Source organism: Paraburkholderia sp. GAS333, assembly GCF_050435665.1.
In the GTDB taxonomy this organism is placed as follows: Bacteria; Pseudomonadota; Gammaproteobacteria; order Burkholderiales; family Burkholderiaceae; genus Paraburkholderia; species Paraburkholderia fungorum_A.
Genome location: NZ_JBNDKS010000009.1, coordinates 43350 through 67103 on the forward strand (window position 1 = coordinate 43350; position 23754 = coordinate 67103).

The 23754-nt window shown below is 62.6% G+C and carries 17 protein-coding genes; 7 read left to right on the forward strand and 10 right to left on the reverse strand.

The features are described from left to right. Positions 1 to 40: 40 nt before the first annotated feature. From hutC to ABH945_RS31875, 3 genes are read left to right on the forward strand one after another with little or no spacing between them, the layout of a single operon-like run. Positions 41 to 841: a histidine utilization repressor gene (hutC, locus tag ABH945_RS31865; protein WP_429253309.1), complete on the forward strand. Its 801-nt coding sequence runs from the start codon at positions 41 to 43 to the stop codon at positions 839 to 841. A 43-nt stretch (positions 842 to 884) separates the two neighbouring features. Beyond that, on the forward strand, positions 885 to 2297 hold the full coding sequence (locus ABH945_RS31870; RefSeq protein ID WP_429253310.1) for an FAD-binding oxidoreductase: 1413 nt from the start codon (positions 885 to 887) through the stop codon (positions 2295 to 2297). A gap of 59 nt (positions 2298 to 2356) precedes the next feature. Further along, on the forward strand, positions 2357 to 3280 hold the full coding sequence (locus tag ABH945_RS31875) for a LysR family transcriptional regulator (protein ID WP_429253311.1): 924 nt from the start codon (positions 2357 to 2359) through the stop codon (positions 3278 to 3280). A gap of 15 nt (positions 3281 to 3295) precedes the next feature. Here the strand turns inward: ABH945_RS31875 and ABH945_RS31880 are convergent, their stop codons facing one another. From ABH945_RS31880 to ABH945_RS31895, 4 genes are all read right to left on the reverse strand, one after another. Next, on the reverse strand, positions 3296 to 4078 hold the full coding sequence (locus tag ABH945_RS31880) for a substrate-binding domain-containing protein (RefSeq protein WP_074768076.1): 783 nt from the start codon (positions 4076 to 4078) through the stop codon (positions 3296 to 3298). Positions 4079 to 4127: 49 nt separating this feature from the next. Further along, positions 4128 to 5423: an MFS transporter gene (locus ABH945_RS31885; RefSeq protein ID WP_429253312.1), complete on the reverse strand. Its 1296-nt coding sequence runs from the start codon at positions 5421 to 5423 to the stop codon at positions 4128 to 4130. Positions 5424 to 5602: 179 nt separating this feature from the next. Continuing rightward, complete coding sequence (locus ABH945_RS31890) at positions 5603 to 9019, reverse strand: alpha/beta fold hydrolase (protein ID WP_429253313.1); 3417 nt, start codon at positions 9017 to 9019, stop codon at positions 5603 to 5605. Positions 9020 to 9136: 117 nt separating this feature from the next. Continuing rightward, positions 9137 to 9928 (reverse strand): hypothetical protein, encoded by a 792-nt coding sequence (locus ABH945_RS31895; protein ID WP_074768082.1) that lies wholly within the window; start codon positions 9926 to 9928, stop codon positions 9137 to 9139. Positions 9929 to 10363: 435 nt separating this feature from the next. On the opposite strand from ABH945_RS31895, the gene ABH945_RS31900 reads away from it, so the two are divergent. Beyond that, positions 10364 to 12292: an ATP-binding response regulator gene (locus ABH945_RS31900; protein WP_429253314.1), complete on the forward strand. Its 1929-nt coding sequence runs from the start codon at positions 10364 to 10366 to the stop codon at positions 12290 to 12292. A 166-nt stretch (positions 12293 to 12458) separates the two neighbouring features. On the opposite strand, the gene ABH945_RS31905 is transcribed toward ABH945_RS31900, so the two are convergent. The 4 genes from ABH945_RS31905 to ABH945_RS31920 all read right to left on the reverse strand — a co-directional run bounded on the left by ABH945_RS31905 (position 12459) and on the right by ABH945_RS31920 (position 16252). After that, positions 12459 to 13238, reverse strand: a complete 780-nt coding sequence (locus ABH945_RS31905; protein ID WP_429253315.1) for a response regulator — start codon at positions 13236 to 13238, stop codon at positions 12459 to 12461. A gap of 385 nt (positions 13239 to 13623) precedes the next feature. Continuing rightward, the gene (locus ABH945_RS31910) at positions 13624 to 13824 is read right to left on the reverse strand and encodes a hypothetical protein (protein WP_429253316.1); all 201 of its coding nucleotides are present in this window, start codon (positions 13822 to 13824) and stop codon (positions 13624 to 13626) included. Continuing rightward, positions 13799 to 14803, reverse strand: a complete 1005-nt coding sequence (cydB, locus tag ABH945_RS31915) for a cytochrome d ubiquinol oxidase subunit II (RefSeq protein ID WP_429253317.1) — start codon at positions 14801 to 14803, stop codon at positions 13799 to 13801. Before cydB ends, ABH945_RS31910 begins: the two co-directional genes overlap by 26 nt. A gap of 36 nt (positions 14804 to 14839) precedes the next feature. Then, positions 14840 to 16252, reverse strand: coding sequence for a cytochrome ubiquinol oxidase subunit I (locus ABH945_RS31920; protein WP_429253318.1), 1413 nt, complete (start codon positions 16250 to 16252; stop codon positions 14840 to 14842). A gap of 758 nt (positions 16253 to 17010) precedes the next feature. Here ABH945_RS31920 and ABH945_RS31925 point away from each other — a divergent pair. Then, positions 17011 to 17832, forward strand: coding sequence for an alpha/beta fold hydrolase (locus ABH945_RS31925; RefSeq protein ID WP_074768092.1), 822 nt, complete (start codon positions 17011 to 17013; stop codon positions 17830 to 17832). 98 nt (positions 17833 to 17930) lie between these two features. On the opposite strand, the gene ABH945_RS31930 is transcribed toward ABH945_RS31925, so the two are convergent. Beyond that, entirely contained in the window at positions 17931 to 18470 is a 540-nt protein-coding gene (locus ABH945_RS31930; RefSeq protein WP_429253319.1) for a DUF2867 domain-containing protein, read from the reverse strand. 527 nt (positions 18471 to 18997) lie between these two features. On the opposite strand from ABH945_RS31930, the gene ABH945_RS31935 reads away from it, so the two are divergent. Together ABH945_RS31935 and ABH945_RS31940 are read left to right on the forward strand one after the other, a co-directional pair. Continuing rightward, complete coding sequence (locus tag ABH945_RS31935; protein WP_074768094.1) at positions 18998 to 19834, forward strand: NAD-dependent epimerase/dehydratase family protein; 837 nt, start codon at positions 18998 to 19000, stop codon at positions 19832 to 19834. Between the two features lie 30 nt (positions 19835 to 19864). Continuing rightward, positions 19865 to 21163 carry an MFS transporter gene (locus tag ABH945_RS31940; RefSeq protein ID WP_074768096.1) on the forward strand — a complete coding sequence of 433 codons (1299 nt, stop codon included), beginning with the start codon at positions 19865 to 19867 and terminating at the stop codon, positions 21161 to 21163. Between the two features lie 280 nt (positions 21164 to 21443). Here ABH945_RS31940 and ABH945_RS31945 read toward each other — a convergent pair whose 3' ends face one another. After that, positions 21444 to 23639 carry a glycoside hydrolase family 28 protein gene (locus ABH945_RS31945; RefSeq protein WP_429253320.1) on the reverse strand — a complete coding sequence of 732 codons (2196 nt, stop codon included), beginning with the start codon at positions 23637 to 23639 and terminating at the stop codon, positions 21444 to 21446. Positions 23640 to 23754 lie beyond the last annotated feature (115 nt).

Below are 23754 nucleotides of genomic sequence, written 5' to 3' on the forward strand. Positions count from 1 at the left end.
GGACTACCGTGTCCGCTTGCGTACCATCCACGAGGTTGGAGTGAATACAACTACAAACGCCCGAACCATCGAAGCTGCTGCGTCAACGGACGCCGCGTTGCAGACCGCGCACGCGCCGAGCCACGCCGATCGTCCGCGTGAAGGCCCGGCGAAAGCGATGCCCGCATACGAGCAGATCAAGCGCTATGTGATCAAACGCATCAGCGACGGCGACTGGAAACCGGGTGGTCTGATTCCGTCCGAGATGGAACTGGTCAAGGAATTCGGCGTGGCGCGCATGACGGTGTCGCGCGCGCTGCGCGAACTGACCGCCGAGCGCGTCGTGACGCGCGTGCAAGGCTCCGGCACTTTCGTCGCGCCGCAGCGTTACGAATCGACCGTACTCGAAATCCGCAATATCGCCGACGAAATCGCCGCGCGCGGTCATCGTCATTCGGCGCGCGTGCTGAAGCTCGAACCAGGTGACGACCCGCAAGCGCTCAGTTCGCTCGCGCTCGCAAGCGGCCCGGTGTTCCACTCGTGCATCGTCCACTTCGAGGAAGGCGAGCCGATCCAGTACGAGGATCGCTACGTCAATCCGAAGGTCTTCCCTGACTATCTGCAGCAGGACTTCACTGTCGAAACGCCGAATCACTACATGGTGCGGCTCGCGCCGATCCAGCGCGCCGAGTTTCGCATCTACGCGCAAAAGCCCGACGCGTATGTGCGCCGGCATCTGATGATGGAAATCGGTGAGCCGTGTTTGCAGCTCTGGCGGCGCACGTGGGTGGGCGACGAGGTGGCGACGTCGGTGCAGTTGTGGCATCCGGCCTCGCGATTCCATCTCGCGGGGAATGTTTGACGCGCTGTCAGCGCCTGACTGGAACAGTAGAAGGAACGACGGAATGACGGACCACAGCACGGTAAGCGATATCGCGCCGCTAGCCTCGACTCTCGATGCACTGCGCGCCGCGCTCGGCGACGACTCGGTGCGCACCGGCGACCAGATCGGCGATCGCGCAATGACCGACTGGACGCGCCACGATCCGACGCGTCCCGCTGCGCTGCTGCTGCCGCGCACGACTGGTGAGGTCGCGCGGGCGCTGGCGATCTGTCACGCGGCGCGTCAACCGGTTGTGCCGCAGGGCGGCATGACCGGCCTCGCAGGCGGCGCGATTGCGCGTGCGTCGGACATCGCGTTGTCGCTGGAGCGGTTGAGCGGCGTCGAGGAGATCGATACCGCGTCGGCCACGCTCACCGTGCGCGCGGGCACCACGTTGCAAGCCGCGCAGGAAGCCGCCGCCGAAGCGGGCTTCGAACTCGCGCTCGATCTCGGCGCGCGTGGGTCGTGCCAGATCGGCGGCAATCTGGCGACCAACGCGGGCGGCAATCGCGTGATCCAGTCGGGCACCGCGCGCGATCAGGTGCTCGGGCTCGAAGTCGTGCTCGCGAACGGCGACGTGCTGACCTCGCTCGGCAAGATGGTCAAGAACAATACGGGCTACGACCTGAAGCACTGGTTCATCGGTTCGGAAGGCACGCTCGGCGTGATCACGCGCGCGGTGTTGCGTCTGCATCCGCAGAGAGCGTCGCGTCATACCGCGCTCGTCGCGCTCGATCACTACGACGCCGCGGTGACTCTGCTGCGCCGTTTGTCGACACGTTTCGGCAATGACATCGGCGCGTTCGAGATCATGTGGCCGGACTTCTTCGACATCGGCGTGAAGCTGACCGGCACGCGTTCGCCGTTCGGGCAGTCCCATCCGCTGTATGCGCTGATCGAACACGCAAGCTTCGATTCAACCGACGACGGCGAGCGTTTCTCCGCCGTGCTGACCGACGCGCTCGACGCGGGCGCGATCCGCGACGCGGTGATCGCGCAATCGGTCGCCGATGTGCGCGGGTTGTGGGCGATTCGCGAATGTACCGCTGAATTTCCGGTGCGGCTCGACGCGATCAATTTCGACGTGAGCTTGCCGATCGGCGAGATCGGCGCTTTCGTCGACCGTTGCCGTGCGGCGCTCGATCAACGCTGGCCGGGCAACGCGTCGTATTTCTTCGGGCATATCGGCGATTCGAATCTGCACGTCACGGTCGATGGAAATTCGATCCGCGATGTCGATCATCATGCGGTTTATGCGTTCGTCTACGAGATGCTGGGGCCGTTGCGCGGTTCGGTATCGGCGGAACACGGCATTGGTTTGCTCAAGCGCGAGTTCCTGCCGATCTCGCGCTCGCCGGCGGAATTGGCGGCGATGGCCGCGATCAAACATGCGCTGGACCCGCACGGCATTCTGAATCCGGGCAAGCTGTTCTGAGCCTGGCATCCTGCCGATATGATGCAAAATAGCCGCATCTCATCGCGCAGAGGCAACCAGTGGGCGTCAATTTCGACCTGAACGATTTGCAGGCGTTTCGCGCCGTCGTCGAACTGGGCAGTTTTCGCAAAGCCGCCGACGCGGTCAATATCTCGCAACCGGCGTTGAGCCGTCGCATCGACAAGCTCGAAGCCGCGCTCGGCGTGCGGCTCTTCGAACGCACCACACGCAGCGTGACGCTCACTACGGTGGGCCGCGTGTTCGCACCCAGCGCCGAACAGTTGCTCGACGATCTCGATGTCGCGTTGCTCGGTATTCGCGATGTCGCATCGAGCCGGCTCGGTCACGTGACGATCGCGTGTGTCCCTTCGGTTGCCTATTATTTTTTGCCTGGTGTGATCGCGAGCTTTCACGAAAGCTATTCGCGTATCCGCGTGAAATTGCTCGACGGTAGCGCGAACGAAGTGCTGGGCGCGGTGATCAGCGGAGAGGCCGATTTCGGCGTGAGCTTCATGGGCAGCCAGGAATCGGAAGTCGAGTTCAAGCTGCTGTTGCAGGAGAAGTTCGTGGCCGCTTGCCGCCGCGATCATCCGCTGGCGAAAAAGAAGCGCGTGTCGTGGCGCGAGATGTACGAATACGATTATGTGTCCGTCGACAAAACGTCGGGCAACCGTCTGCTGCTCGATCAGGCGCTGGCCGAAGTGACGCCGAAAGCACCGAGCGTGTGCGAGACGCGGCATGTTACGACGATGCTCGGGCTGGTCGAAGCGGGCCTGGGTGTCGCCGCGGTGCCGTCGATGGCGATGCCGATGCGCGATCATCCGATCCTTACCAGCGTACCGCTGGTCGAACCAGTCGTGACGCGGCGCGTCGGCATCGTGAAACGGCGAGGGCGGCCGCTTGCACCGGCCGCGCAGCAGTTTCATCAAACGATTCTCGAAGCGCGGCGCGGTGCGTCTACGAAGAAAAAAGCGGCCGTGTGAAACGACACGCCGTTTTCAATGCGTCGCGACGGAGTCCATGCCGGTTGCCCTCACGGTAGCTTGCGCATCCGGCGACGCGAGATAGTCGAGCAGCGCCTTCGCCTCCTGCGGATGCTTCGAGCCAACCGGAATACCCGCTGCGTAGCGCGTGACCGATTGCAGCGACTCCGGAATCTTGCCGACGAAGGTCGCGCCCTTCACAGGCAGCAACTCGCTGACCTGCTGGAATCCGACTTCGTAGTCGCCATTGGCCACGACCGACGCGACCGGAATGCGCGGCACCATCTTCGCTTTATCTTTCAACTGGTCTTCGATGCCGAGTCGCTTGAACAACTCGCGCTGAATATAAACGCCGCTGGCGCTGTCGGAATAGGCAACGGATTTCGCGTGAAGCAAGGTCGTTTTCAGTGCATCGACCGAGCCGATGTCCGGCTTCGGCGCACCATCGCGTACGACCATGCCGATGCGCGAATCCGCGAGTTCGACGCGCGAGCCGGGAATCACCTTGCCTTGCTTGATCAGATCGTCGAGTGCGTAGCCGACCATGATGACCACGTCTGCCGGTTCGCCGCGTTCGAGGCGATTCGGAATCGCTTCCGGCGATTGACCCATCGACGGTCCGAGGATCGTGTCGAGCGTATTGCCCGACGATGCCGCGAACTTCGGGCCGAGCGTTTTGTACGCGGCGGTGAAGCCCCCCGAACTCATCACGTGAAGCTCGGCGGCCTGTACGCTCGCGGCGGCAAAAGTGGTACTCAACAGCCCGGCGCTCAACATGGACAGAAAGAATTTTTTCATTGGAATCGGTAGGGCAGTCTGTTTCTGAAGTGGATAAAAGCGCGTCGACTCAGGCCGCGGGGCGCATTGTCAGCGGACCTCGACGGTACAGTGCAAAGGTCGCGATTAGCGCGCAGGCGGCGGCGAAACTCATCCAGTAGCCGGGCGCGGCCTTATCGCCGGTGACGTGAATCAGCACCGTCGAGATGGCCGGAGTGAAGCCGCCGAACACGGCTGTCGCCAGACTGTAAGCCAACGAGAATCCGGCGACGCGCACTTCGACCGGCATCACTTCGGTCAGCGCCGCGACCATCGCGCCGTTATACAAACCATACATGAACGACAGCCACAGCAGAACCAGCAACATGTTGACGAAGCTCGGCGCATGCGCGAGCAGCGACAGCGCGGGATAAGCGGTGGCGATGGCGAGCATCGCCATCGAGACCAGCAACGGGCGGCGGCCGATTTTGTCGGACAGTGCACCGCCGACAGGCAGCCAGATGAAGTTCGACACGCCGACGCACAACGTGACCAGCAGACTGTCCGCCGTGCTCAGATGCAGCACGGTCTTGCCGAAGGTCGGCGCGTACACGGTGATCAGATAGAAACTGGTGGTGGTCATCGAGACCAGCATCACGCCCGCGACCACGATGGTCCAGTTGCGCACGAGCGTCTGAAAGACTTCTTTCATCGACGGACGATGACGGCGCTGCGTGAACTCCTCGGTTTCTTCGAGATTGCGCCGCAGCAGAAACACGAACGGCACGATCATGCAGCCGACGAAGAACGGCACGCGCCATCCCCATGCGGCGATCGTGCTCGCGTCCATCCAGCGGTTCAGTGCGAAGCCGAGACCCGCCGCGATGACGATCGCCACCTGCTGACTCGCCGACTGCCAACTGGTGAAGAAGCCCTTGCGGCCGGCTGGCGCCATCTCCGCGAGATAGACCGACACGCCGCCCAGTTCCGCACCGGCCGAAAAGCCTTGCAGCAAGCGGCCGAGCAGCACGAGGGCCGGCGCCAGCATGCCGATGCTCGCATAGCCGGGGACGAACGCGATCAGGATCGTGCCGCTCGCCATGATCGTCAGCGTGACGATGAGGCCTGTGCGGCGGCCCACGTCATCGATATAGGCGCCGAGAATCACCGCGCCGAGCGGACGCATCAGGAAGCCCGCGCCGAAGGCCGCGAAGGTCATCATCAGCGACGCGAAGTCGCTGGCTGCGGGGAAAAAGACCGAGGCGATCTGCGTCGCGTAGAAGCCGAACAGGAAGAAGTCGAACTGTTCGAGGAAGTTGCCGGCCGTGACCCGAAGTACGGCAGCGCTTTTCGAAGCGCCTGAAGATGCGGCGGCGGACGGGGGCATCAGTTTGTCTCCAGCAGATCATGCGCCCGCGCTGAATGGCGGACGCTTGTGTGCTGGAATAGTGGCGCGAATGCAGTAGAACGATAAGTGCAAACTTCGCAACGATTGATGTTCTCCGGTTATCAATCGGTTGCTCGTCGGAGAAGCGGGCGCGCGCTGCATTGCACGCCCGCTTAACGTTAATGCGCGTCGAGATACTGCCGGATCAGCGGATAGACATCGACGGACGCGTTCTTGCCGAACATGCAGTCGAGGTGTCCATAACCCGGAATCAGGTGGCGTTCATAAGGCTGTTCGGGGAACTGTTTCATCAGCATGTTGAACGTCAATTCGGTGCTGATTGGCAGATACGTTTCGTTTCTTTCGCCGTGAATGAAGCCGATCGGCATGCGCATACCTTCGAGTCCTTTCATGCCGCCGGTGCCGCTCAGGTAAACATCGTCGCCTTCTGCGTCGACGACTTTGCCCGCGCGCACCATCGTCGCGAGATGCTGGAAGACTTCGACGTCGTGTATGCCGAGCAATTCCTGCAGATTCGAATGAAGCGTCTGGTTCAGTTTTTCGTGTTCGTAGAGCAGCCCGTACAGAAACGTCGCGCGATGACAGATCGGATTGCCGCAGCCTTCATCGTGGTCGAGCGGATAGAGCCTGAGTGCTTCGTCGAGCAGATTGGCGGGCCACGAATCGTCCTGCGTGTACGCGGTGAGATCGTTCACGCCGAGATGTTTCATGATGCCCGGAATATGCAGGCCCGCCTTGATCCGCTGCAGCGTGCCCGGCACCAGGTTGGTCGATACCTGCGAAATGACCGCCGAGCGCACGCCTTCGAGACCATACAGCAGTGACATGCTCAACGCGACGCCGCCCATGCAATGGCCCAACGCCTGAATGTTGGCCGCGCCGGTCACCTCGCGAATTCTGGCGACCGCAGCGGGGATGTCCTCGCGCGCCACCTTGTCGACGTTGGTCGGCACCAGCACGCTCGGCATTTCGATGCTGACGCGCAGATCGACCAGCCACACGTCGTAGTCGGCTGCGCAAAGATATTCGACGAGGTTGGTCGCGATCAGATCGGTCGAATACATTCGGCTCGATACGCCGGAGCCATGAATCAGCAGCACGGGGCGAGCGTTTTTTTTCGCAGGATCGACATAGCGTGTGAGGCGTAACTTCGTGCCGTCCGGTGTATCGAAGAAGAACATTTGCGGCGCGGGCGCGCGTAACGCGCGCTTCAGACGCGGCGGCGCGTCAGGGTCGAAAAACTCCAGCGGCGCGGCCACGCCGCCATATTCGGCGAACAATACGCCTGCAAAAAACCTGCCGAATTTCAGCGTCCATTCGAGGCGGGTTTTCAGATCGGGCGCGTTGGTCACTTCGAGCGTGCGTTGCTGCTTGAGAAAGTTTTCCGGCGTGATGATAAGCGTTGCTTTACCGAGAACCGGTGCATCCGGTTGCGCCGAATCGCGGATCTCGGCGTAGAGCGTATTGGTCTGCTCCCACAAATTAATCGGCGAACTGCGCGTGATAATTTTCTGGCCGGTCAGATACCACGCTTTTCCCTCGGCGGAATTCAGCGTCATCCGGTAATTCATGTTGCGCTCGCCCACATCCGACTCGTTGACCACGAACAGATTGAAGGTACCGTCGACGATCGTCATCGGTTGAGCGGAAAGTGCGGGACAGGTCAGCGTTCCCGCCGTGTGCGCCAGATGTTGCGGGTTCCTTAGCATATCGTCGAGGTCGTCGGATTCGACCGTCAACGTGAATTCCATCGGACTGGTGGCGGCTTGCCCCGCGACCGCCGGCGTGTAGGTGCCGACCATCGTCTCCGTGAAGCGCAAGCCGATTTTTTGCGGAGGCGGCGGCGCGATAGTGCCCTTCGCGGTGTAATCGATCGACCAGCCGTGCGACGCGGCGAGCAGTGCGCAATTGCGTTCGGCCAGCGCGGAAATCGTCAGCAGCGGGTTGACGCCGAGCGACATCGGCATCACCGCGCCGTCCATCACGTACAGGCCGTCGTGTACCGCGGTACCGGCCGCGCCGCTATACACGCGTCCCATGTGATCGACGACGCCGCGTTCCGCGTCCTCGCCCATGCCGCAGCCGCCGAGCGGATGCACGGTGACGGTGCGGTTGCCGACGAGATCGGTCGAGATAGGGTTGCGCAGGTATTTGCCGCCCAGCGGCACGGTGGCCTGCTTGAGCACGTCTTCGATGGTTTGGAAAACCGGCTGTTTGCCCGCGTTTTTCCACGCGATACGCGCGCGGCCTTTTTCGTCGACGCTGATCTGGCCGCTTTCGTCGTCGTGCGCCATCACCAGATAGCTTTGCGTGTGGTTGAGCGCGCCGTGATACGGGCCGCGCAGAAAGCTCTCGGCCACGCGCGCGTTGTAGTTGAGCCGTTCGCGGATCGAGCGCCGCTCGCCCGCGTCGACATCCACGCCTTCGAGTGGCGCGGCATTGCCTAGCAACCCGACCAGCGCTACGCCGACCGCCCCCGCAAGCGAGCCTTCTTCGATCACGTAGCCGTCTTTCACGTTGGCGGTATTGCGGTTGTCGATCAGGCCGGTGATGGTCGGCCCGACCGTCGGAATGTCGCCCTCGACATGCGATCCCCAGCCGACGCCGTTGATCACGTCGTTGGTGTTGTACGCGAAAGCGAGCACGTCGCCATTGCCTGTGAAATGCCGGCCGAGCATGTCCGACGTGGTCAGTCCTTCGTTACGCGAGCGCAGCAGCAACGCGCTCGAACCAATCGTCCCCGCCGACACGATGACAATATCGGCGCTGACGAACAGGTCAGGTGCGTCGTAGCTTTCGCGACCGAGTTGCACCAGCTGGAAATTCACTTTCCACTGCGACGTGCCGGGCTCGCGCGTCACCGAATGTACGGCGGCGCCGGTGAAAATCTCCGCACCGTGCGCGACGGCGTCGGGCAGGTAGTTCATGTGCGTCGAGTTTTTCGCGTCGTAGTTGCAACCCGAGTTGCAATCGCCGCAACCGACGCACGCCTTCTGCGCGACACCCGCCGCGTTGGTGCGATCTTCGAACGTGACGGTGATCGGCGGACGGCTGAAGCGGTCCGCCATGCCTAATCCTTGCGCCGATTTTTCGAGCGCCTGCAACTTCGGCAGCGGCGGAAAATCGTCGGGTACGGGCGACGGCTGCAGCATCGCGCGAGCGAGCGTATAGCCGTGGTCGCGGCCGTCCTTATCGCTGCGCAGCGCGGCCGGCCAGCGCGGGTCGTCCCATAGACGCGGATCGGCTTCGAGCGCGACATTCGCGTTGATCAGCGACGTGCCGCCCAGCCCGCAACCGACCACCGCATTCACATCCTCGTTCACGTGCACTTCGAGCAAAGCAAGCGGCGAGCCGATTTGCGCAAGTGCCGTGTTGTACTGAATGTTTTCCGTGCCCTGAAACGGCGTACGCGGATATTCTCCCGCCATGAATTCGCGTCCGCGCTCCAGCACGCAGACGCTGCGGCCCGCGCGCGCCATCCGGCTCGCGGCAATTGCGCCGCCGTAACCGGAGCCGACCACGACCACGTCGTAATGCCGTTTCAGTTCCGTCGGGACGCTCGATAAACGCTTCATCAGAACCACCTCGTGTGGAATGAATGCGGGGAAGGGGAGCCGTACTTCGGAAGGAAGACGGGATACCGCGGCGGCTTTTTTATCGTAGGCAATGCGGGCCCGGGCCGCCAGCGTCGATCAGGCGGCGACCTGATCGAGTTCGCTATCGCTCGATTCCGCCGCCAGCAGGTTCAGCGCAAGCAGGATCGCCGCGCGGTTATCGATGTCGATGGCGATGCCGAGCACGTCCGTCAACCAGCGCCCGATCTTGGTATTCGAAAATTCTTCTGCACCGGCCGTCTTTTTCATCGTGACGCCGAGTTTGATGGCGCGATAGTGATACGAGGGCACCCGATGCTGAGCCGCGACCGCCGACAACCCGCCTTTGCCTTCCGAGCACCAGCCGAGGCTGCCCGCAAGCACGATCCGCTCCGGCTCGTCGAGACTTTCGATAAACGCGCGCGCCGCGGCCCGCACGCGCTGTTCGTCGAGGCCGTATTGCAGCAGCACGCTTTCCACCGGGTCTTCGAGCGCCTGCGCGTGCAGATCGATTTCCTGCGCCATGCCTTCGTTTTCCATCGACACGTTGCGTTGATGGCACGCGCTGCGCAGGCAGTCGATCAGATAGCGGCGGAAATACGCGCACACGGCGTAGCCGTTGGACGGCGCGCTGTCCGCGCAGGAAGCGGTTTCGGTGTGGCCGGGCGCGAGGCGCAGCACCTTCGCGTAGATGAACTGCGCGACCAGTTCCTCCTTGTCCTCGCCGAGCGCCTGCAACTCGAGCGGGTGATAGGTCCGCAACGCGCGTTTGACCAATTCGACCATCGACACCATTTCGTCGGCGGACAACCGCGTGCGCCGGCGCCACAGGTCGGGCAGGATGGCATCGTCGAGATTGCGGACGAATGCGTGGCTCGGAACTGCGCCCATGAAAACCTCCGTCAAAGGTAAGGCTAAAAAGCGCGGTGAGCCTGAACTGCGACCCGGACATGAATGGTGAAGCTTTGATGCCGCGCGGGAATGTGAACCCAGTATGGTTTTCTGCGACCGCTTCGCCTATATGGATTAAGTGGTAGCTGATGGGTAAACTCCTGGGTAAACCTAAACTACGCTTAATGCTGTGTGACCACGCCCCGTCTGCTTTGGCGGGTGCGTTTCAAACGCGGCGCTGTCATTCGTCTGAAGAGAAACGGGTGCTGCAGCTTCATGCGGGCCCTTGCGTGAACCGTGCCGTGGTTCGCCTCAGCAGGAACCTGCCGTTGTTGCCGATGCGGTCTTCCCGTGCGCGCTGTGCGGTCCGTCCCGCTTGAGCGCTGTTTCGCTCCCTATCACCGAATTTGCCGTGCCCGACAAGGAGACCGCGCAATGCGGGCCGACCCGATCCAGCGTGCCATCGACGAAGACCTCGTGCGCGTGCTGTACGCGCAGGATCCGATCGCCTTCTTCTCGCACTGGTTTTCGATCGCGGTGCTGGTGGCGATCTACTGGCCGGCGATACCTTCGCCCACACTTTTCGCTGCGTGCTTCGGTTTCTACGCGGTAGCCAATTTCGGCAGCCTCGCGCTGTGGATCTGCAATCGACGCTATCCGCAACTCGCGTCACCGCGTGGCTGGATTTATCTGCATGCGTTGCGCGGTGTGCTGCTTTACAGCGCACCGGGAATCGCGGTGTGGTTCGCGTTCCAGAGTCCGCAAACCGATTTGCCGCTGCTGCATACCGTCATGCTCGTGACATTGGCGGCGGGCGTGTTCATGTCGAATGGTTTCGACCTGCTGAACTTCTCTACCGCGATCCCATTTCTTTTATTCCCGTCAATCTGGCTGCATTTCGGATCGCACACTTTCGACCGCACGCTTCTCGCGATCGTGCTCGCGTTCTTTTTCTGCGCGATCAATGTCTACGCGATGAGTTATCGCAAGCTGTTCCGCCAAGTCGTGCAGGCGCGGGTGGATCAGCAGTATCTGGCGGAGTCGCTGGCGGCGCAGAAGCATGTCGCCGAAGAGGCGAGTCTCGCGAAAACGCGGTTCTTTGCGGCCGCGAGCCATGATTTGCGGCAGCCGCTGCATGCGATCGGCCTGCTGGCCGCGTCGCTCAACGACACGGCCGCGACGCCCGCGCAGCATGCGAAGACGGCGGAGCACATCGTCTATAACGTCGAGGCGTTGAACCAGTTGTTCAATCAGGTGCTCGATCTGGCGCGGCTGGAGAGCGGCGTGACCCAGGTGATACGGCTGCATTTCCGGCTTTCCGAACTGTTCGAGCGGGTCGGCAGCCAGTATCGGCCGCAGGCGGCGGCCAAGGGGCTCGCGCTGCGGATTGCGCCGACCGCGATGGTCGTCCACGACGATCCGGTGCTGCTCGAACGCGTGCTGAGCAATCTGCTCTCGAACGCCGTGCGTTATACCGAGGACGGCGCGATCTGGCTCGGATTCCGGCGCGCGGGACGGCAAAGCGGCGGGTTTGTCGAAGTGCGCGATTCGGGGATCGGCATTCCGCCAGAAGAGCATGAGCACATTTTCGAGGAGTTTTATCAGGTTGCGAATCCGCAGCGCGATGCGCGTCAGGGGCACGGGCTGGGTTTGCCGACGGTGAAGCGGCTGGTGGAGATGCTCGGCGGCGAACTGCAACTGCGCTCGGCGCCGGGGCGCGGCTCGGTGTTCCGCTTTCCGGTGCAGGCGGGCGAGGCCGGCGGGATCGTTGCGAGTCTGAACGAGGCGGTGGCGGGCGGGCCGACGGCGCAAGGGCGGCGGGTGCTGTGTATCGACGACGATCCGTCGATTCTCGAAGGTCTGTCGAGTTTGCTGGGACGCTGGGGATGCACGGTGTTCGTCGCGCGGGACGAGGTGGAGGCGCTGACCGCGCTGGCCAGCGGTTTCGTGCCGGACGCCGTGCTTTGCGATTATCAGCTCGCGAATCACCGGACGGGCGCGCAGGCGCTAACGGCCGTGCGCGGGATGCTGGCGAATGCCGGGCATGACAACGTGGTGACGCTGCTGATTACCGGCGATATGGCGTCGGCGGAACTGGCCGCGCTTGCGTTGCAGGGCATTCCGGTGCTGCATAAGCCGGTGACGCCGGCGCGTCTGCGGCGCACGCTGGAAATGCTGTGGCAGCAGGCGGAACTGGATAGCGGCAGGGCGGCGACGGCGGTGAAGCTGGGCGAGGGCGGCGCGGAAGGGCCAGCGGGCGTGCGCGGTGCGGTTGGCGGCGCGATGGAAGCGTTGGACGAGTCGCCGCCAGGCGACGCGGGGCCGGATCTGCTGGATCAGGCGCAGGGGCAGCCGCAGAAGTAGAGGTGGATGACGCGGAGCGGCGGGGTCCCGTGATGCTGTTTTTTGTCGGGAAAAACGGCGGGGCTGGAGAGGCAGTCCGAAGCCGAAGCCAAAGCCAAAGCCAAAGCCAAAGCCAAAGCCAAAGCCAAAGCCAAAGCCAAAGCCAAAGCCAAAGCCGAAGCCCCCCTTAAAGCGTCCGCCCTGCCTCCAGCCAGCCATTAATCACCGCAATCGCCGTCGACCGGTTGTGCACGCCGAGCGCGCGGAAGATCACCGACAGATGCACTTTCACCGTCCCTTCGGCGACGCCCAGATCGCGCGCGATCATCTTGTTGGTCCAGCCGCGATGCACGAGCCGCATGATGTCCTGCTGACGCGGCGACAGATTCTCCAGCAAATGCTGCTGATGTGGCTGCAACGCCTGAACCTGCGTGAGCGGTTCGGTCAGCGTCGCGCCAACCGGAGCGCCTCCAGCAGCCCCGGGCTGAGCTGCCGCGCCCTGTCCAGACGCGCCGGAGGCAGAAGCGGAATCCGCACACCCCGCACCCGCCTGCGCATCCCGCGAACCCAGCAGGCTCAGCGCTTCCATCGGCACATAAGCGCCGCCCGACAGAACCAGTTCGATTGCCTTCAGCATCACGCTGGCCGGTTGCCGCTTGGGCACGAAACCGAGCGCGCCGGCGGCGAGCACCGCGCGCATCTCGTCAGGGGATTCTTCGGCGGAGAGCACCACCACCGGTAGCGCCGGATTCGCCTTCAACAACACTTCGAGCGATGACGCGCCGCTCATCCCCGGCATATGCAGATCGACGATCGCCAGATCGTGATCGGCATCGGGCCGTGCGGCGGTGGCGAGGGTTTCCCAGCTATCGGCTTCGTCGAATTGCGCGTCGGGATCGAGACCGCGCAGCAAACCCTTGACGCCTTGCCGGATCAGTTCATGGTCGTCGGCCACAAGAAACTTCATGATGTCTCCGCGAGTCGGGCCTGCCCGTTGTGGACGTTCGCCGTCATAGGGTCTCGTGTACGGCCTTGTTGCTGTCGTTCTATCTGTCGTGACGTGAAACGCATCATCATGGCCGGCTACCCCGCGATTCTCGTGCCGATCTGCGATGCGGCCCGCTTGCGGGCGGCCGCACTGGTGGAGCTTTTCAATACAATTGCCGGTTGAGCGAACATGTCCAGGTATCGCTCGGAGATTACCCGGACATCGCCCCGATCAGGTTAAGGCAGGTCTCCTGCGCTTAGGTTCCAGCTTGGTACGTAGACGAGGCGATTGGCCCTTTTTTGAACGCATTGACGCGGGTCGCAGCAGATTATGCGCGCCGGATCAGGCCTGATGAAAGCAGCGTTTATCTGACTGCGAACAAGGTTGCATTCATCAGAAGCTTGAAGGCGAAACCGAGCGATACCGCCGACGCCACCCCAAAGCACCACAGCGCAATGAACCACAACCAGCCCGGCAATTTAAGCTTCGAAGCAGTGGAAGTTGCGAGCGCTTTCTGAGTCACGTCGCCGCTCATCGGCTTAGTGATAGTGATGTTGGTCGTCATGACGCACCTTGCCTCGAAATACCCAGTAACCCATCGTCGAATAGGCGATGATGATCGGCAGAATGACTACCGTGCCCGCCAGCGTGAAGGTCTGGCTCGCGCGCGGCGCGGCGGCTTCCCACAGCGTTACACTCGACGGAATCGCGTACGGCCACAGGCTCACCAGCAGCCCCAGGTAGCCGAGCAGCACCAGCAGCAGCGCGAGCACGAACGGCGTGTTGTCATGCCGCGCCCGCACCGCGCGATACATGAAGAACGTGCAGATCGCGACCAGGAACGGCACCGGCAGCAGGTGGTAGAAAATATTGTCGTGGAACCAGCGCTGTGCGATCGTCGGGTCCTGCAGCGGCGTCCACAGGCTGACCATCGCGATGAAGCCGAGCAGCACGACCGTCAGCGGCCACACCACGCGGTGCAGGCGGCGCTGCAGATCGCCTTCGGTCTTCGCGACCAGCCAGCAGCAGCCGAGCAGCGCATAGGTGACCACCAATCCGAGGCCCGTCAGCAGGCTGAACGGCGTGAGCCAGCCGAACGCGTCGCCGGCATACGCGCCGTCGATCACCGGAATGCCTTGCAGGAAAGCGCCCAGCGCGATGCCCTGGAAGAACGTCGCTCCCGCCGATCCGCCGATGAACGCCAGATCCCACAGATGCCTGGTGCGGTTCGCCTTCGCGCGAATCTCGAACGACACGCCGCGAAAGATCAGGCAGACCAGCATGAAGATCAGCGGCAGATACAGCGCCGACAACACGGTCGCATAGACCATCGGGAACACCGCGAACAACGCGGCGCCGCCGAGCACCAGCCAGGTTTCGTTGCCGTCCCAGACCGGCGCGACCGTGTTCATCATCAGATCGCGTTCTTTTTCATCGGGGAAAAACGGGAAGACGATGCCGATCCCCAGATCGAAGCCGTCCAGCACCACATACATGAAGAGGCCCAGCGCGATGATCGCGGCCCACACTACGGTTATATCCATTCTGTTTCTCGCAAGCGTCTAGGGGAGCGGGCCGGTTCAGGCGGCGTCGATCATCTGATCGGCGGCGGACATCGGGCGGCGCGCGGTCTGATTCGGCGAATGCGCGGGCGCATCGTGCGGCGTGTGCCCCGGCAGCGCCGGACCCGAGCGCATCAGCTTGAGCATGTAGTAGATGCCCGTGCCGAACACGAGGAAGTAGACGGCGACGAAGGTCATCAGCGAAATGCCGACCTGTTGCGTGGTGAGCGGCGACACCGCCTGCGACGTGCGCATCACGCCGTACACGACCCATGGCTGGCGACCGGCTTCGGTCGTGACCCAACCGGCCAGCAGCGTGATGAAGCCGGTCGGCCCCATCGCCACCGCGAAGCGCTGGAACCACTTCGACTCGAACAGGCGCTCGTGGCGGCGCAGCGCCCAGGCCGCGACCGACATCAGGATCATCAGCACGCCGAGCCCGGCCATGATGCGGAAGCTCCAGAACACCACCGTCGAATTCGGACGGTCCTGCGGCGGGAATTCCTTCAGACCGCGAATTTCGCCATCCCAACTATGGGTGAGGATCAGGCTGCCGAGGTGAGGAATCGACACTGCGTAACGGGTGGTTTCCGCCTTCATGTCGGGGATGCCGAACAGGTTCAGCGCGGTGCCGCCTTTCTCGGTTTCCCACAGACCTTCGATCGCAGCGATCTTCGCCGGCTGATATTTACGCGTGTTCAGGCCATGCTGATCGCCGACGAAAGCCTGGATCGGCGTGAGGATCAGCAGCAGCCACAGCGCCATCGAGAACATTTTCTTGACGGCCGGATCGCGCCGTCCGCGCAGCAGATGCCATGCGCCGACCGCCGACACCACCAGCCCCGCGACGATGAACGCCGCAATCGCCATATGCGCGAGCCGGTACGGGAACGACGGATTGAAGATGATCTTGAACCAGTCGAGCGGCACGACGTGGCCGTTGACGACTTCGAAGCCTTGCGGCGTCTGCATCCAGCTATTGGACGCGAGAATCCAGAAGGTGGAGATCAGCGTGCCGATCGCGACCATCAGCGTCGCGCCGAAGTGGGCGCGCGGACTCACGCGCTGCCAGCCGAACAGCATGATGCCGAGGAAGCCCGCTTCGAGGAAGAACGCGGTCATCACTTCGTACATCAGCAGCGGTCCGGTGATCGGTCCCGCGAAGCTGGAGAAGCCTGACCAGTTGGTGCCGAACTGATAGCTCATCACGACGCCGGAGACGACGCCCATGCCGAAGGCCACTGCGAAGATCTTCGACCAGAACAGGCAAAGATCTTTGTAGTACGCCTTGCCGGTTTGCAGCCAGCGCCATTCGAGGACGGCGATGAAGCTGGCGAGACCGATACTGAGCGCCGGGAAAACGATGTGAAACGAGACGGTGAAGGCAAACTGAATCCGGGCTAGATCGAATGCCGATATTGCGGTGTTCATGGGTGTGATATGCGTGATGTCCGCGAGGGCGGACTACGCGCGTCGACCGTTGTCGGTGCGCACTGCATCTGGCAGATGGCGCAAGAGTAGGGGATCGGCGGAAATCTTGCTGCGGCGCGACATGCGTCAAAAAACCGCCTTGTTTTAAGCTGTTTTACGGTTTTTTGGCGTCAAACCCTTGATGGGTATCAAGTTTTCCTGATTGTCTTGCGGGAGGCGCCTCGCGCGTGTGTGCGCCAAGTGCGTCAATAGACCGCGCTGCAACAATCGGGCTCGATTGAGGCGCACGCGGCTCGTGATAGTCGGGCTTCAGCCCGCCTTCGTCACTCCGCTTCGTGACGTCCCGCTTGAATCACCTCTCGTGCGTTTCGAGGCGAATGTCCGCGAACCGTCATCCGCCGACATTCGCGCGACTCTGCCCGACTTCCATGAACACGCGCGCTAGCCACTGAATTATTTTGCCTCTACCATGCAGACAGCCAGCGTCGGCGTCTTCCAGTCCAGAGTCCGTTACTCCGTTTCTCGATGCACGCGCGCCACGCAGGCAGTCCAGTCGTTATTCCCGATATTCGTTTCGAATAGTCACATCGAAGTGTCCGCGAGCCAATCTCCCGGTGCTTCGCAAATCCGTCAAGAAAGTGTGGTGCGATGCAGACCGTCCGTGACAGGGCGCGTCGTCCTGCGCCGCGCGAGTGCTTCGAAAACCCGCTTCATCCCCCTGCCGGCGACGGCAGACTTCATCCACAAGGAGTCAGCAGATGAGCACGATCAAGACGAAAGACGGCACTGAAATCTTCTACAAGGACTGGGGCACGGGGCGCCCGGTCGTGTTCTCGCACGGCTGGCCGCTGTCGGCGGACGCGTGGGACGCGCAGATGCTGTTTCTCGGCAGCAAGGGGTTTCGCGTGATCGCGCACGACCGGCGCGGTCATGGCCGTTCGTCGCAGCCGTGGGATGGCAACGACATGGACACCTATGCCGACGACCTCGCCGCGCTGATCGAACACCTCGACCTGAAAGACGCGACGCTGGTCGGCCATTCGACCGGCGGCGGCGAGGTCGCGCACTACATCGGTCGGCACGGTACGCAACGGGTCGCGAAGGCGGTGCTGATCGGCGCCGTTCCGCCGTTGATGCTGAAGACCGACGCCAATCCGCTCGGCTTGCCGATCGATGTGTTCGACGGAATCCGCAAGGGCGTGGTCGACGACCGCTCGCAGTTCTTCAAGGATCTGGCGGTGCCGTTTTACGGCTACAACCGGCCGAACGCGAAGGTGTCGCAGGGCGTGATCGACTCGTTCTGGGCGCAAGGCATGGTGGGGTCGATCAAGGGTCTGTACGACTGCATCAAGCAGTTTTCCGAAGTCGATTACACGGAAGATCTGAAGAAGATCGATGTGCCGACTCTGGTGCTGCACGGCGACGACGACCAGATTGTGCCGATCGACGCGGCAGGCCGCCGTACTGCCGAGATCGTCAGGAATGCGACGCTCAAGGTGTATCCGGGCGGTCAGCACGGAATGTGCACGGTCGAGGCCGACAAGGTGAACGCCGATCTGCTGGCGTTCATCGGCTCGTGATGAAGCGGGGTTGAAGTTTTCGCCAGGCGAGGAGGGCGCGGCCGGTTACCGATGGCCGCGCCCTCGGCCCGAAGCCTGCCGTTTGTAAAGGCCGTCGCTCAAACAGTCGGCCAGCCCATTCGCGCCGCTCGCCGCAACGACGAGCGCACCACCAGCCGGTGGAACGGCGCGATCGCCACGATGTACGCGCGCCCCAGCGCATTGTGACAATTCACCACCGTGGACAGAACCAGATAACGCGAGCGCCCCTCATGCGTGCTGCGGGTTTGTTGCAGCACCGACACCCGGAAGTCCAGATGATTGTCGTTCTCGCCAAGAATGATCTCGTGCGCGCTACGCGTGTAGATCCTGAAGATATCGACGCGCTCCCGCGGGCCTTCCGCACCTTCGCGGCGTAACTGCTTCGCCGTCTTGAGTCCGAAACGCGCGACCAGTACGTCGCGCAGCGCCAGCAATTGCGCGACCCATCCCGCCTGATTGGCGAACAGGAAGCGCGCGAGCAGCTCGGGGTCGTCGATTGCGTTGTCGGGCAGGCGGACCGCGAACGCGTCGGCGAGGTCGGGCGCGTTATACAGACGGGTGACGGCGGACTCGGACGGCAGCGCGACGGATCGCACGGAATAGTCGGCAGTGGGCATGGTGAGTTGCTGTGCTGAAAATGAACCGGGCTTGATGGACGAAAGAGCGGCAACGGCCTGCGCCTGCGGCTCCTGCATGAGCGGTAAAAGCAGCGGTAGAAGCGGTCGGTAGGACGGCAACGGGACAATGGCGAAACATTCACCGTACCCGAACGCGACAAACCGGCGCTGGCGCACAAGTCTACGCGTCCTTGCCGGAGGCTGCCTCACAGGAGGAGGCCGGTGATTTCCGCAAGCCAATCGATGAAAAGAAAAGTGAGCGAGAATTTTTGCGTTATGTCATACGACATCGCATAAATAAAAAATGAGATAGCGCTTGTTTATTAAGGAAAATTCCATTCAACCCGAATACGGATCAGGGTAAATGCCTGGTTGAAATCCGCGTGAGCATCGTTGATAGTACGTTATCGTACAACTAGCGTGTGTTAAGCAGGCGATAAATGCCGCTGCTTTGCCGCTGGCTTGTCACCCCAATTCGATCGCGCGCGGCGCAGTTGCCGCAGTCAATGAAGCAGGAAAGGAACCGTATGAAAAAGATTGCTCTGAGTGGCGCTGGCGGCCAGCTAGGCTCGGTTGTACGCGCAGCGTTGATCGCGCGCGGCACCTCGTTGCGTTCGGCGGCAGGCTCGAAGGCGTTGACGCCGCTGGTCGAAGGCGAGGACGTGATGCACGGCGACCTGCGCGACCCGGCGATCGTGGATCGCCTGCTCGAGGGCGTCGACGTGCTGATCCATTTTGCCGGGACTAGCGTGGAGCGTCCGCTGCCGGAGATCATCGAAAACAACCTGCGCGGTCTCGTCGAAGTGTACGAAGGCGCGCGCCGTCAGGGCGTGAAGCGCATCGTGTTCGCCAGCTCGAATCACGCGATCGGCATGTATCCGGTCACCGAGCATCTGAGCCTCGACTGCGAACTGCGCCCGGACGGCTTCTACGGCCTGAGCAAGGTGTGGGGCGAAGCGCTCGCCAGAATGTACTGGGACAAGCACGGCATCGAAAGCGTGTGCGTGCGGATCGGCAGCTGCCTCGCGCGTCCGGCCGAGCAGCGTCATCTGAGCACGTGGTTCGGTCACGAAGACCTGATGCATTTCCTCGACCGCTGTGTCGAAGCCGAAGACGTCGGCTTCCTGACGGTGTGGGGCGTGTCGGCCAACACGCGTAGCTGGTGGGACAACAGCGGCGCAGCGCGGCTGGGTTATCAGCCGAAACAGAACGCCGAAGACTACGCGGCGGAAATTCTCGCGCAGCCGAACCCGCTCGACGCGTTGGGCCAGCGCTTCCAGGGCGGCAGTTTTGTCGGTATCGATTATTCGCGCACGGACGGCGGTCCGGACAGCTCGACGGCAAACACCGCGAAGCCGGTCTGACAGCGGTAGGCATTACGAGGAGACTCAGCAATGAAAATCAAGGGCATCCGCTGGTGGATGGTCAGTCTGGTCGCGGCCGGGCTCATCATCAATTACCTTGCGCGCAATACGCTGTCGGTGGCCGCACCGACGCTGATGAAAGACCTGAACATCACCACGGAGCAGTACGCGCACGTGGTGGTCGCGTGGCAGCTCTGCTATGCGTTCATGCAGCCGGTCGCGGGCTGGGTGCTCGATACCATCGGCACCAAGCTCGGCTTCGCGGCGTTCGCGCTGGCGTGGTCGGTGGCGTGTGCGGCGGCGGCGTGGGCCACGGGCTGGCGCAGTCTCGCGTTTTTCCGCGGCGTGCTGGGTCTCGCTGAAGCGGCGGGCATTCCGGCCGGCGTCAAGGCGACCAGCGAATGGTTTCCCGCGAAAGAGCGTTCGGTGGCGATCGGCTGGTTCAACATCGGCTCGTCGATCGGTGCGCTGCTGGCGCCGCCGCTGGTGGTCTGGGCGCTGCTGCGCGGTCAGTGGCAACTGGCGTTCGTGATCGTCGGCGTGGCGGGGATCGTGTGGAGCGTGCTGTGGATGGTGCTGTACAAGCATCCGCGTCAGCAGAAACTGCTCGGCGACACCGAGCGCGACTACATTCTCAGCGGCCAGGAAGCAAAGCACAGCGACGACGCGAGCGCGCCGAAGCGCAGCCGTCTCGCGATGCTGGCGAGCCGCGACTTTTGGGCGATCGGCATTCCGCGCATTCTGTCGGAACCGGCCTGGCAAACCTTCAACGCGTGGATTCCGCTGTACATGATGACCGAGCGTCACATGAACCTGAAGGAAGTCGCGCTGTATGCGTGGATGCCGTTCCTCGCCGCCGACATTGGCTGCGTGCTCGGCGGCTATCTCAGCCCGCTGTTCCACAAGTACGCGAAGGTGTCGCTGTTCACGTCACGCAAGATGGTGTTCGTGGTCGGCGCGCTGTTCATGATCGGACCGGCGTGCGTTGGTCTGGTGGCGAGCCCGTACGTGGCGGTGGCGCTGCTGTGTATCGGCGGCTTTGCGCATCAGACGCTGTCGGGCGCGTTGTACGCCATCACGTCGGACATGTTCGGCAAGAACGAAGTCGCGACTGCGACGGGCATGGGGGGTATGGCGGGTTATCTGGGCGCAGCGGCCTTCACCGCGTTGTTCGGTGTGCTGGTGACGCAGATCGGTTATAGCCCGCTGTTCGTTGTTCTGGCTGTGTTCGATATCGTCGCCGCGTTTGTGGTTTGCGTGCTGGCGAAGAGCCCGGGCAAGGCGCCCGAGCCGCGTTGGACCGCGCCGGCGGGTGCGGTGGCGAAGTGATGGAAGTGGAAGTGAATGGATGAAAAAAACGACGCCCGAGGGCGTCGTTTTTTTTGCCTGCGCGTCGCGTGACAAATGCGGTGAAAGAAGCCGTGACCGACGCGTATGACAAAAAGTAGTGAAAAAAGTCCGCTGAACGAAAACTGCGTGCTCGCGGCAAGTACCTCTGGTCACCCCATAGTCAGCCGCTTGCCCATGCATCGAGCGACGCTTTCAGAGCGCGGCGGTCTCCAGAAACCTTCGCGCCCGGAGACCGCCCGCTCATCAACTCAGCAGCTCATCAGCTGGTCAGCGCGCTGTTATACGTGACGCCCGCAATCACCACATTGCTCAGCGTGATCGACTTCACGTTGCTCACGAACAGCGGACCCGGCACGGTGGCGCTGGCAGGTCCTGCGGCGATCGGCGTACCCAGGTTGCAGTCGGAGATCGTCACGCCGGTGATCGGCGAAACGGTCGGAACGGGCAGCGGACCGTTGTAATCCGCCGCGACCGGGCCTTGTGCGACGAGCGCCTGGAAGCACGAACCGGAGGTCGCCGTGAAGCCCGAAGTCAGCGCATAGCTCACAGCGCCCGACGTGTTGGTCGCATTCACGTTCGAGATGTTGATGTTGTTGATGGTCGCCGGATTCCAGCGGACCGCGTCGCCCGACGGGCTGTAATCGCAGTCGAACGTGATCAGGCCGCCCTGGCCCGTCGACGGATTCGCCGCGAGACCGACCGTGCCCGTGCCCGCGACCGAACCCGGAAACGCCGAGCCCAATGCGCCGCCGCCGTACTTGCCGGTCAGATTCACACCGTTCGGCAACGTGACGCCGTTGATCCACACGTTGTTGATAAAGCCGCCGCGGTTCATGTTGGTCTTGAAGCGCAACGCGATATTCAGCGGATTGGTCGCCCAGTTCGCGTTCTGCATCGTCAGATTGCGCGCGTAGACGTTCTCCACGCCCGCGCTCATTTCGCTGCCGATCGTCAGGCCGCCGTGGCCGCTTTGCATCGTGCAGTTCTGGACCACGATGTTCTGCATCGGACCGTATTGCGTGTCGAGACACTTGCCGGACTTGATCGCGATGCAGTCGTCGCCGGTATTGAACTGGACGTTCTGCACCAGCACGTAATTGCACGCGTCCGGGTCGAAGCCGTCGTTGTTCGGGCCGATACTGTCGGCGAACACGCCGTCGATCACGACGTTCGTGCAATCGGTCGGATGGTGCTGCCAGAACGGTGTGTTCTGCGTGTGGTAGTTCTGCAGCAACACGTTCGTGCAGCCGATGAACTCGACCATGCACGGACGCAGGAAGTGACCGAGGCCGAACACGCGGTTCAGAACCGGTACGCCGAGTTCGGACAGCGCCGGCAGATAGTTCTGATCCTGATTCCAGCCCGACGCGGTGAGCAGCGTCATCAGCGTGGTCGTCGTGCCGTCCTGATTCGTGAACGACACGTTGGCTTGCGGATTCGTGATCTGCGCAGCGGGCAGGCTCGTCAACGCGGTATTGCCCGCGTACGACGCGGAGTTCGCCGAGTACGAGGTCGCGCCCGTGTTGGCGTCCGCTTGCGAGACCGGCGCACCACCCGTCGCCGGCTTCACGTAACCGTATTCGCCGCTCGTGCCCTTGAAGGTCCACCAGCACGATGTCGGCGCCTTGGTGCTCAATTGCATCGGCGTCATCGACTGGCCGTTGAGCACGCAGGTGTTGTCGTCGGCGGTCAGCGCGATGTTGGTCTGCTGGTACGCGTAGATCGGTGCGCCGAAGTTCAGGCAGTCGTTGGCTTGCCAGCGCGACCAGTAGAGGTTGCCGTTGGTCGTCGGATACGGGCCATTCTTCGCGTAGTCGGCCGGGTTCGGGCTGAAATAGATCGTGCAACCCGAGGTCAGATGGAAATTCACGTTGCTCAGCAGAACGATCGGGCCGCCGCAATACCAGTTGCCGGCCGGCACCACGACACGGCCGCCGCCCGCCGCGTGCGCGGCCTGAATCGCGGCGTTGAACGGGGAGCACGAGTCGTACACGGTGTCGGTCATGTCGTACGGCACCATCACCGTCGAACCGGGGCTTTGCGGCGAGGCCGCGGCCTGCGTGCCGGTGACCCACGGAATCGTGCCGCCCGGCCATGCGCTCGCCTGGATCAGCGCGGACGGCAGCAGCGTTTTCGCGCCGTAGCTGGTCACCTGAAAATCGACCGACGGGAACATCGACGTCGTGATCGTCGCCAGTTTGTTGATGATCGCCGTGGCTTCGCCGCTGGCTCCCCAGATCGGATCGACCGGGGCGGTCGGCGTAGTGGCCGGCGGTGTCGACGCGTTCAGCGAATTGCTGCTGCCGCCGCAGCCGGGCAGCGTGCCGAGCAGGGTAGCGCCTGCGGACGCGCCCGCGAACATCATGAAGCTTCGGCGTTTGGGTGAGTTCGGCTGGTCGTTGTCGCGGATTGTCGATGCTGCCAGCTTGCCGCTGTTTTTATCGTGGATTGCCACAAGTGTCTCCTTGCCCTTTGCGGGCGTTGTCAATAATCGTTGGTGCCGTTGAAAGCGCGGCTTATAGGAAGAATTGTCCTGAGATCAGTGATCCTTATTATTTGTAAGCAGTGAG

Bases quoted from the DNA above. Each gene is read 5' to 3' on its own strand.
- ABH945_RS31935 (WP_074768094.1), top strand. From the start codon at position 18,998: ATGAAAAAGATTGCTCTGAGTGGCGCTGGCGGCCAGCTAGGCTCGGTT.
- ABH945_RS31940 (WP_074768096.1), top strand. From the start codon at position 19,865: ATGAAAATCAAGGGCATCCGCTGGTGGATGGTCAGTCTGGTCGCGGCC.
- ABH945_RS31870 (WP_429253310.1), top strand. From the start codon at position 885: ATGACGGACCACAGCACGGTAAGCGATATCGCGCCGCTAGCCTCGACT.
- ABH945_RS31925 (WP_074768092.1), top strand. From the start codon at position 17,011: ATGAGCACGATCAAGACGAAAGACGGCACTGAAATCTTCTACAAGGAC.
- ABH945_RS31930 (WP_429253319.1), bottom strand. From the start codon at position 18,470: ATGCCCACTGCCGACTATTCCGTGCGATCCGTCGCGCTGCCGTCCGAG.
- ABH945_RS31885 (WP_429253312.1), bottom strand. From the start codon at position 5,423: ATGCCCCCGTCCGCCGCCGCATCTTCAGGCGCTTCGAAAAGCGCTGCC.
- ABH945_RS31880 (WP_074768076.1), bottom strand. From the start codon at position 4,078: ATGAAAAAATTCTTTCTGTCCATGTTGAGCGCCGGGCTGTTGAGTACC.
- ABH945_RS31890 (WP_429253313.1), bottom strand. From the start codon at position 9,019: ATGAAGCGTTTATCGAGCGTCCCGACGGAACTGAAACGGCATTACGAC.
- ABH945_RS31895 (WP_074768082.1), bottom strand. From the start codon at position 9,928: ATGGGCGCAGTTCCGAGCCACGCATTCGTCCGCAATCTCGACGATGCC.
- ABH945_RS31920 (WP_429253318.1), bottom strand. From the start codon at position 16,252: ATGAACACCGCAATATCGGCATTCGATCTAGCCCGGATTCAGTTTGCC.
- ABH945_RS31905 (WP_429253315.1), bottom strand. From the start codon at position 13,238: ATGAAGTTTCTTGTGGCCGACGACCATGAACTGATCCGGCAAGGCGTC.
- ABH945_RS31910 (WP_429253316.1), bottom strand. From the start codon at position 13,824: ATGACGACCAACATCACTATCACTAAGCCGATGAGCGGCGACGTGACT.
- cydB (WP_429253317.1), bottom strand. From the start codon at position 14,803: ATGGATATAACCGTAGTGTGGGCCGCGATCATCGCGCTGGGCCTCTTC.
- ABH945_RS31900 (WP_429253314.1), top strand. From the start codon at position 10,364: ATGCGGGCCGACCCGATCCAGCGTGCCATCGACGAAGACCTCGTGCGC.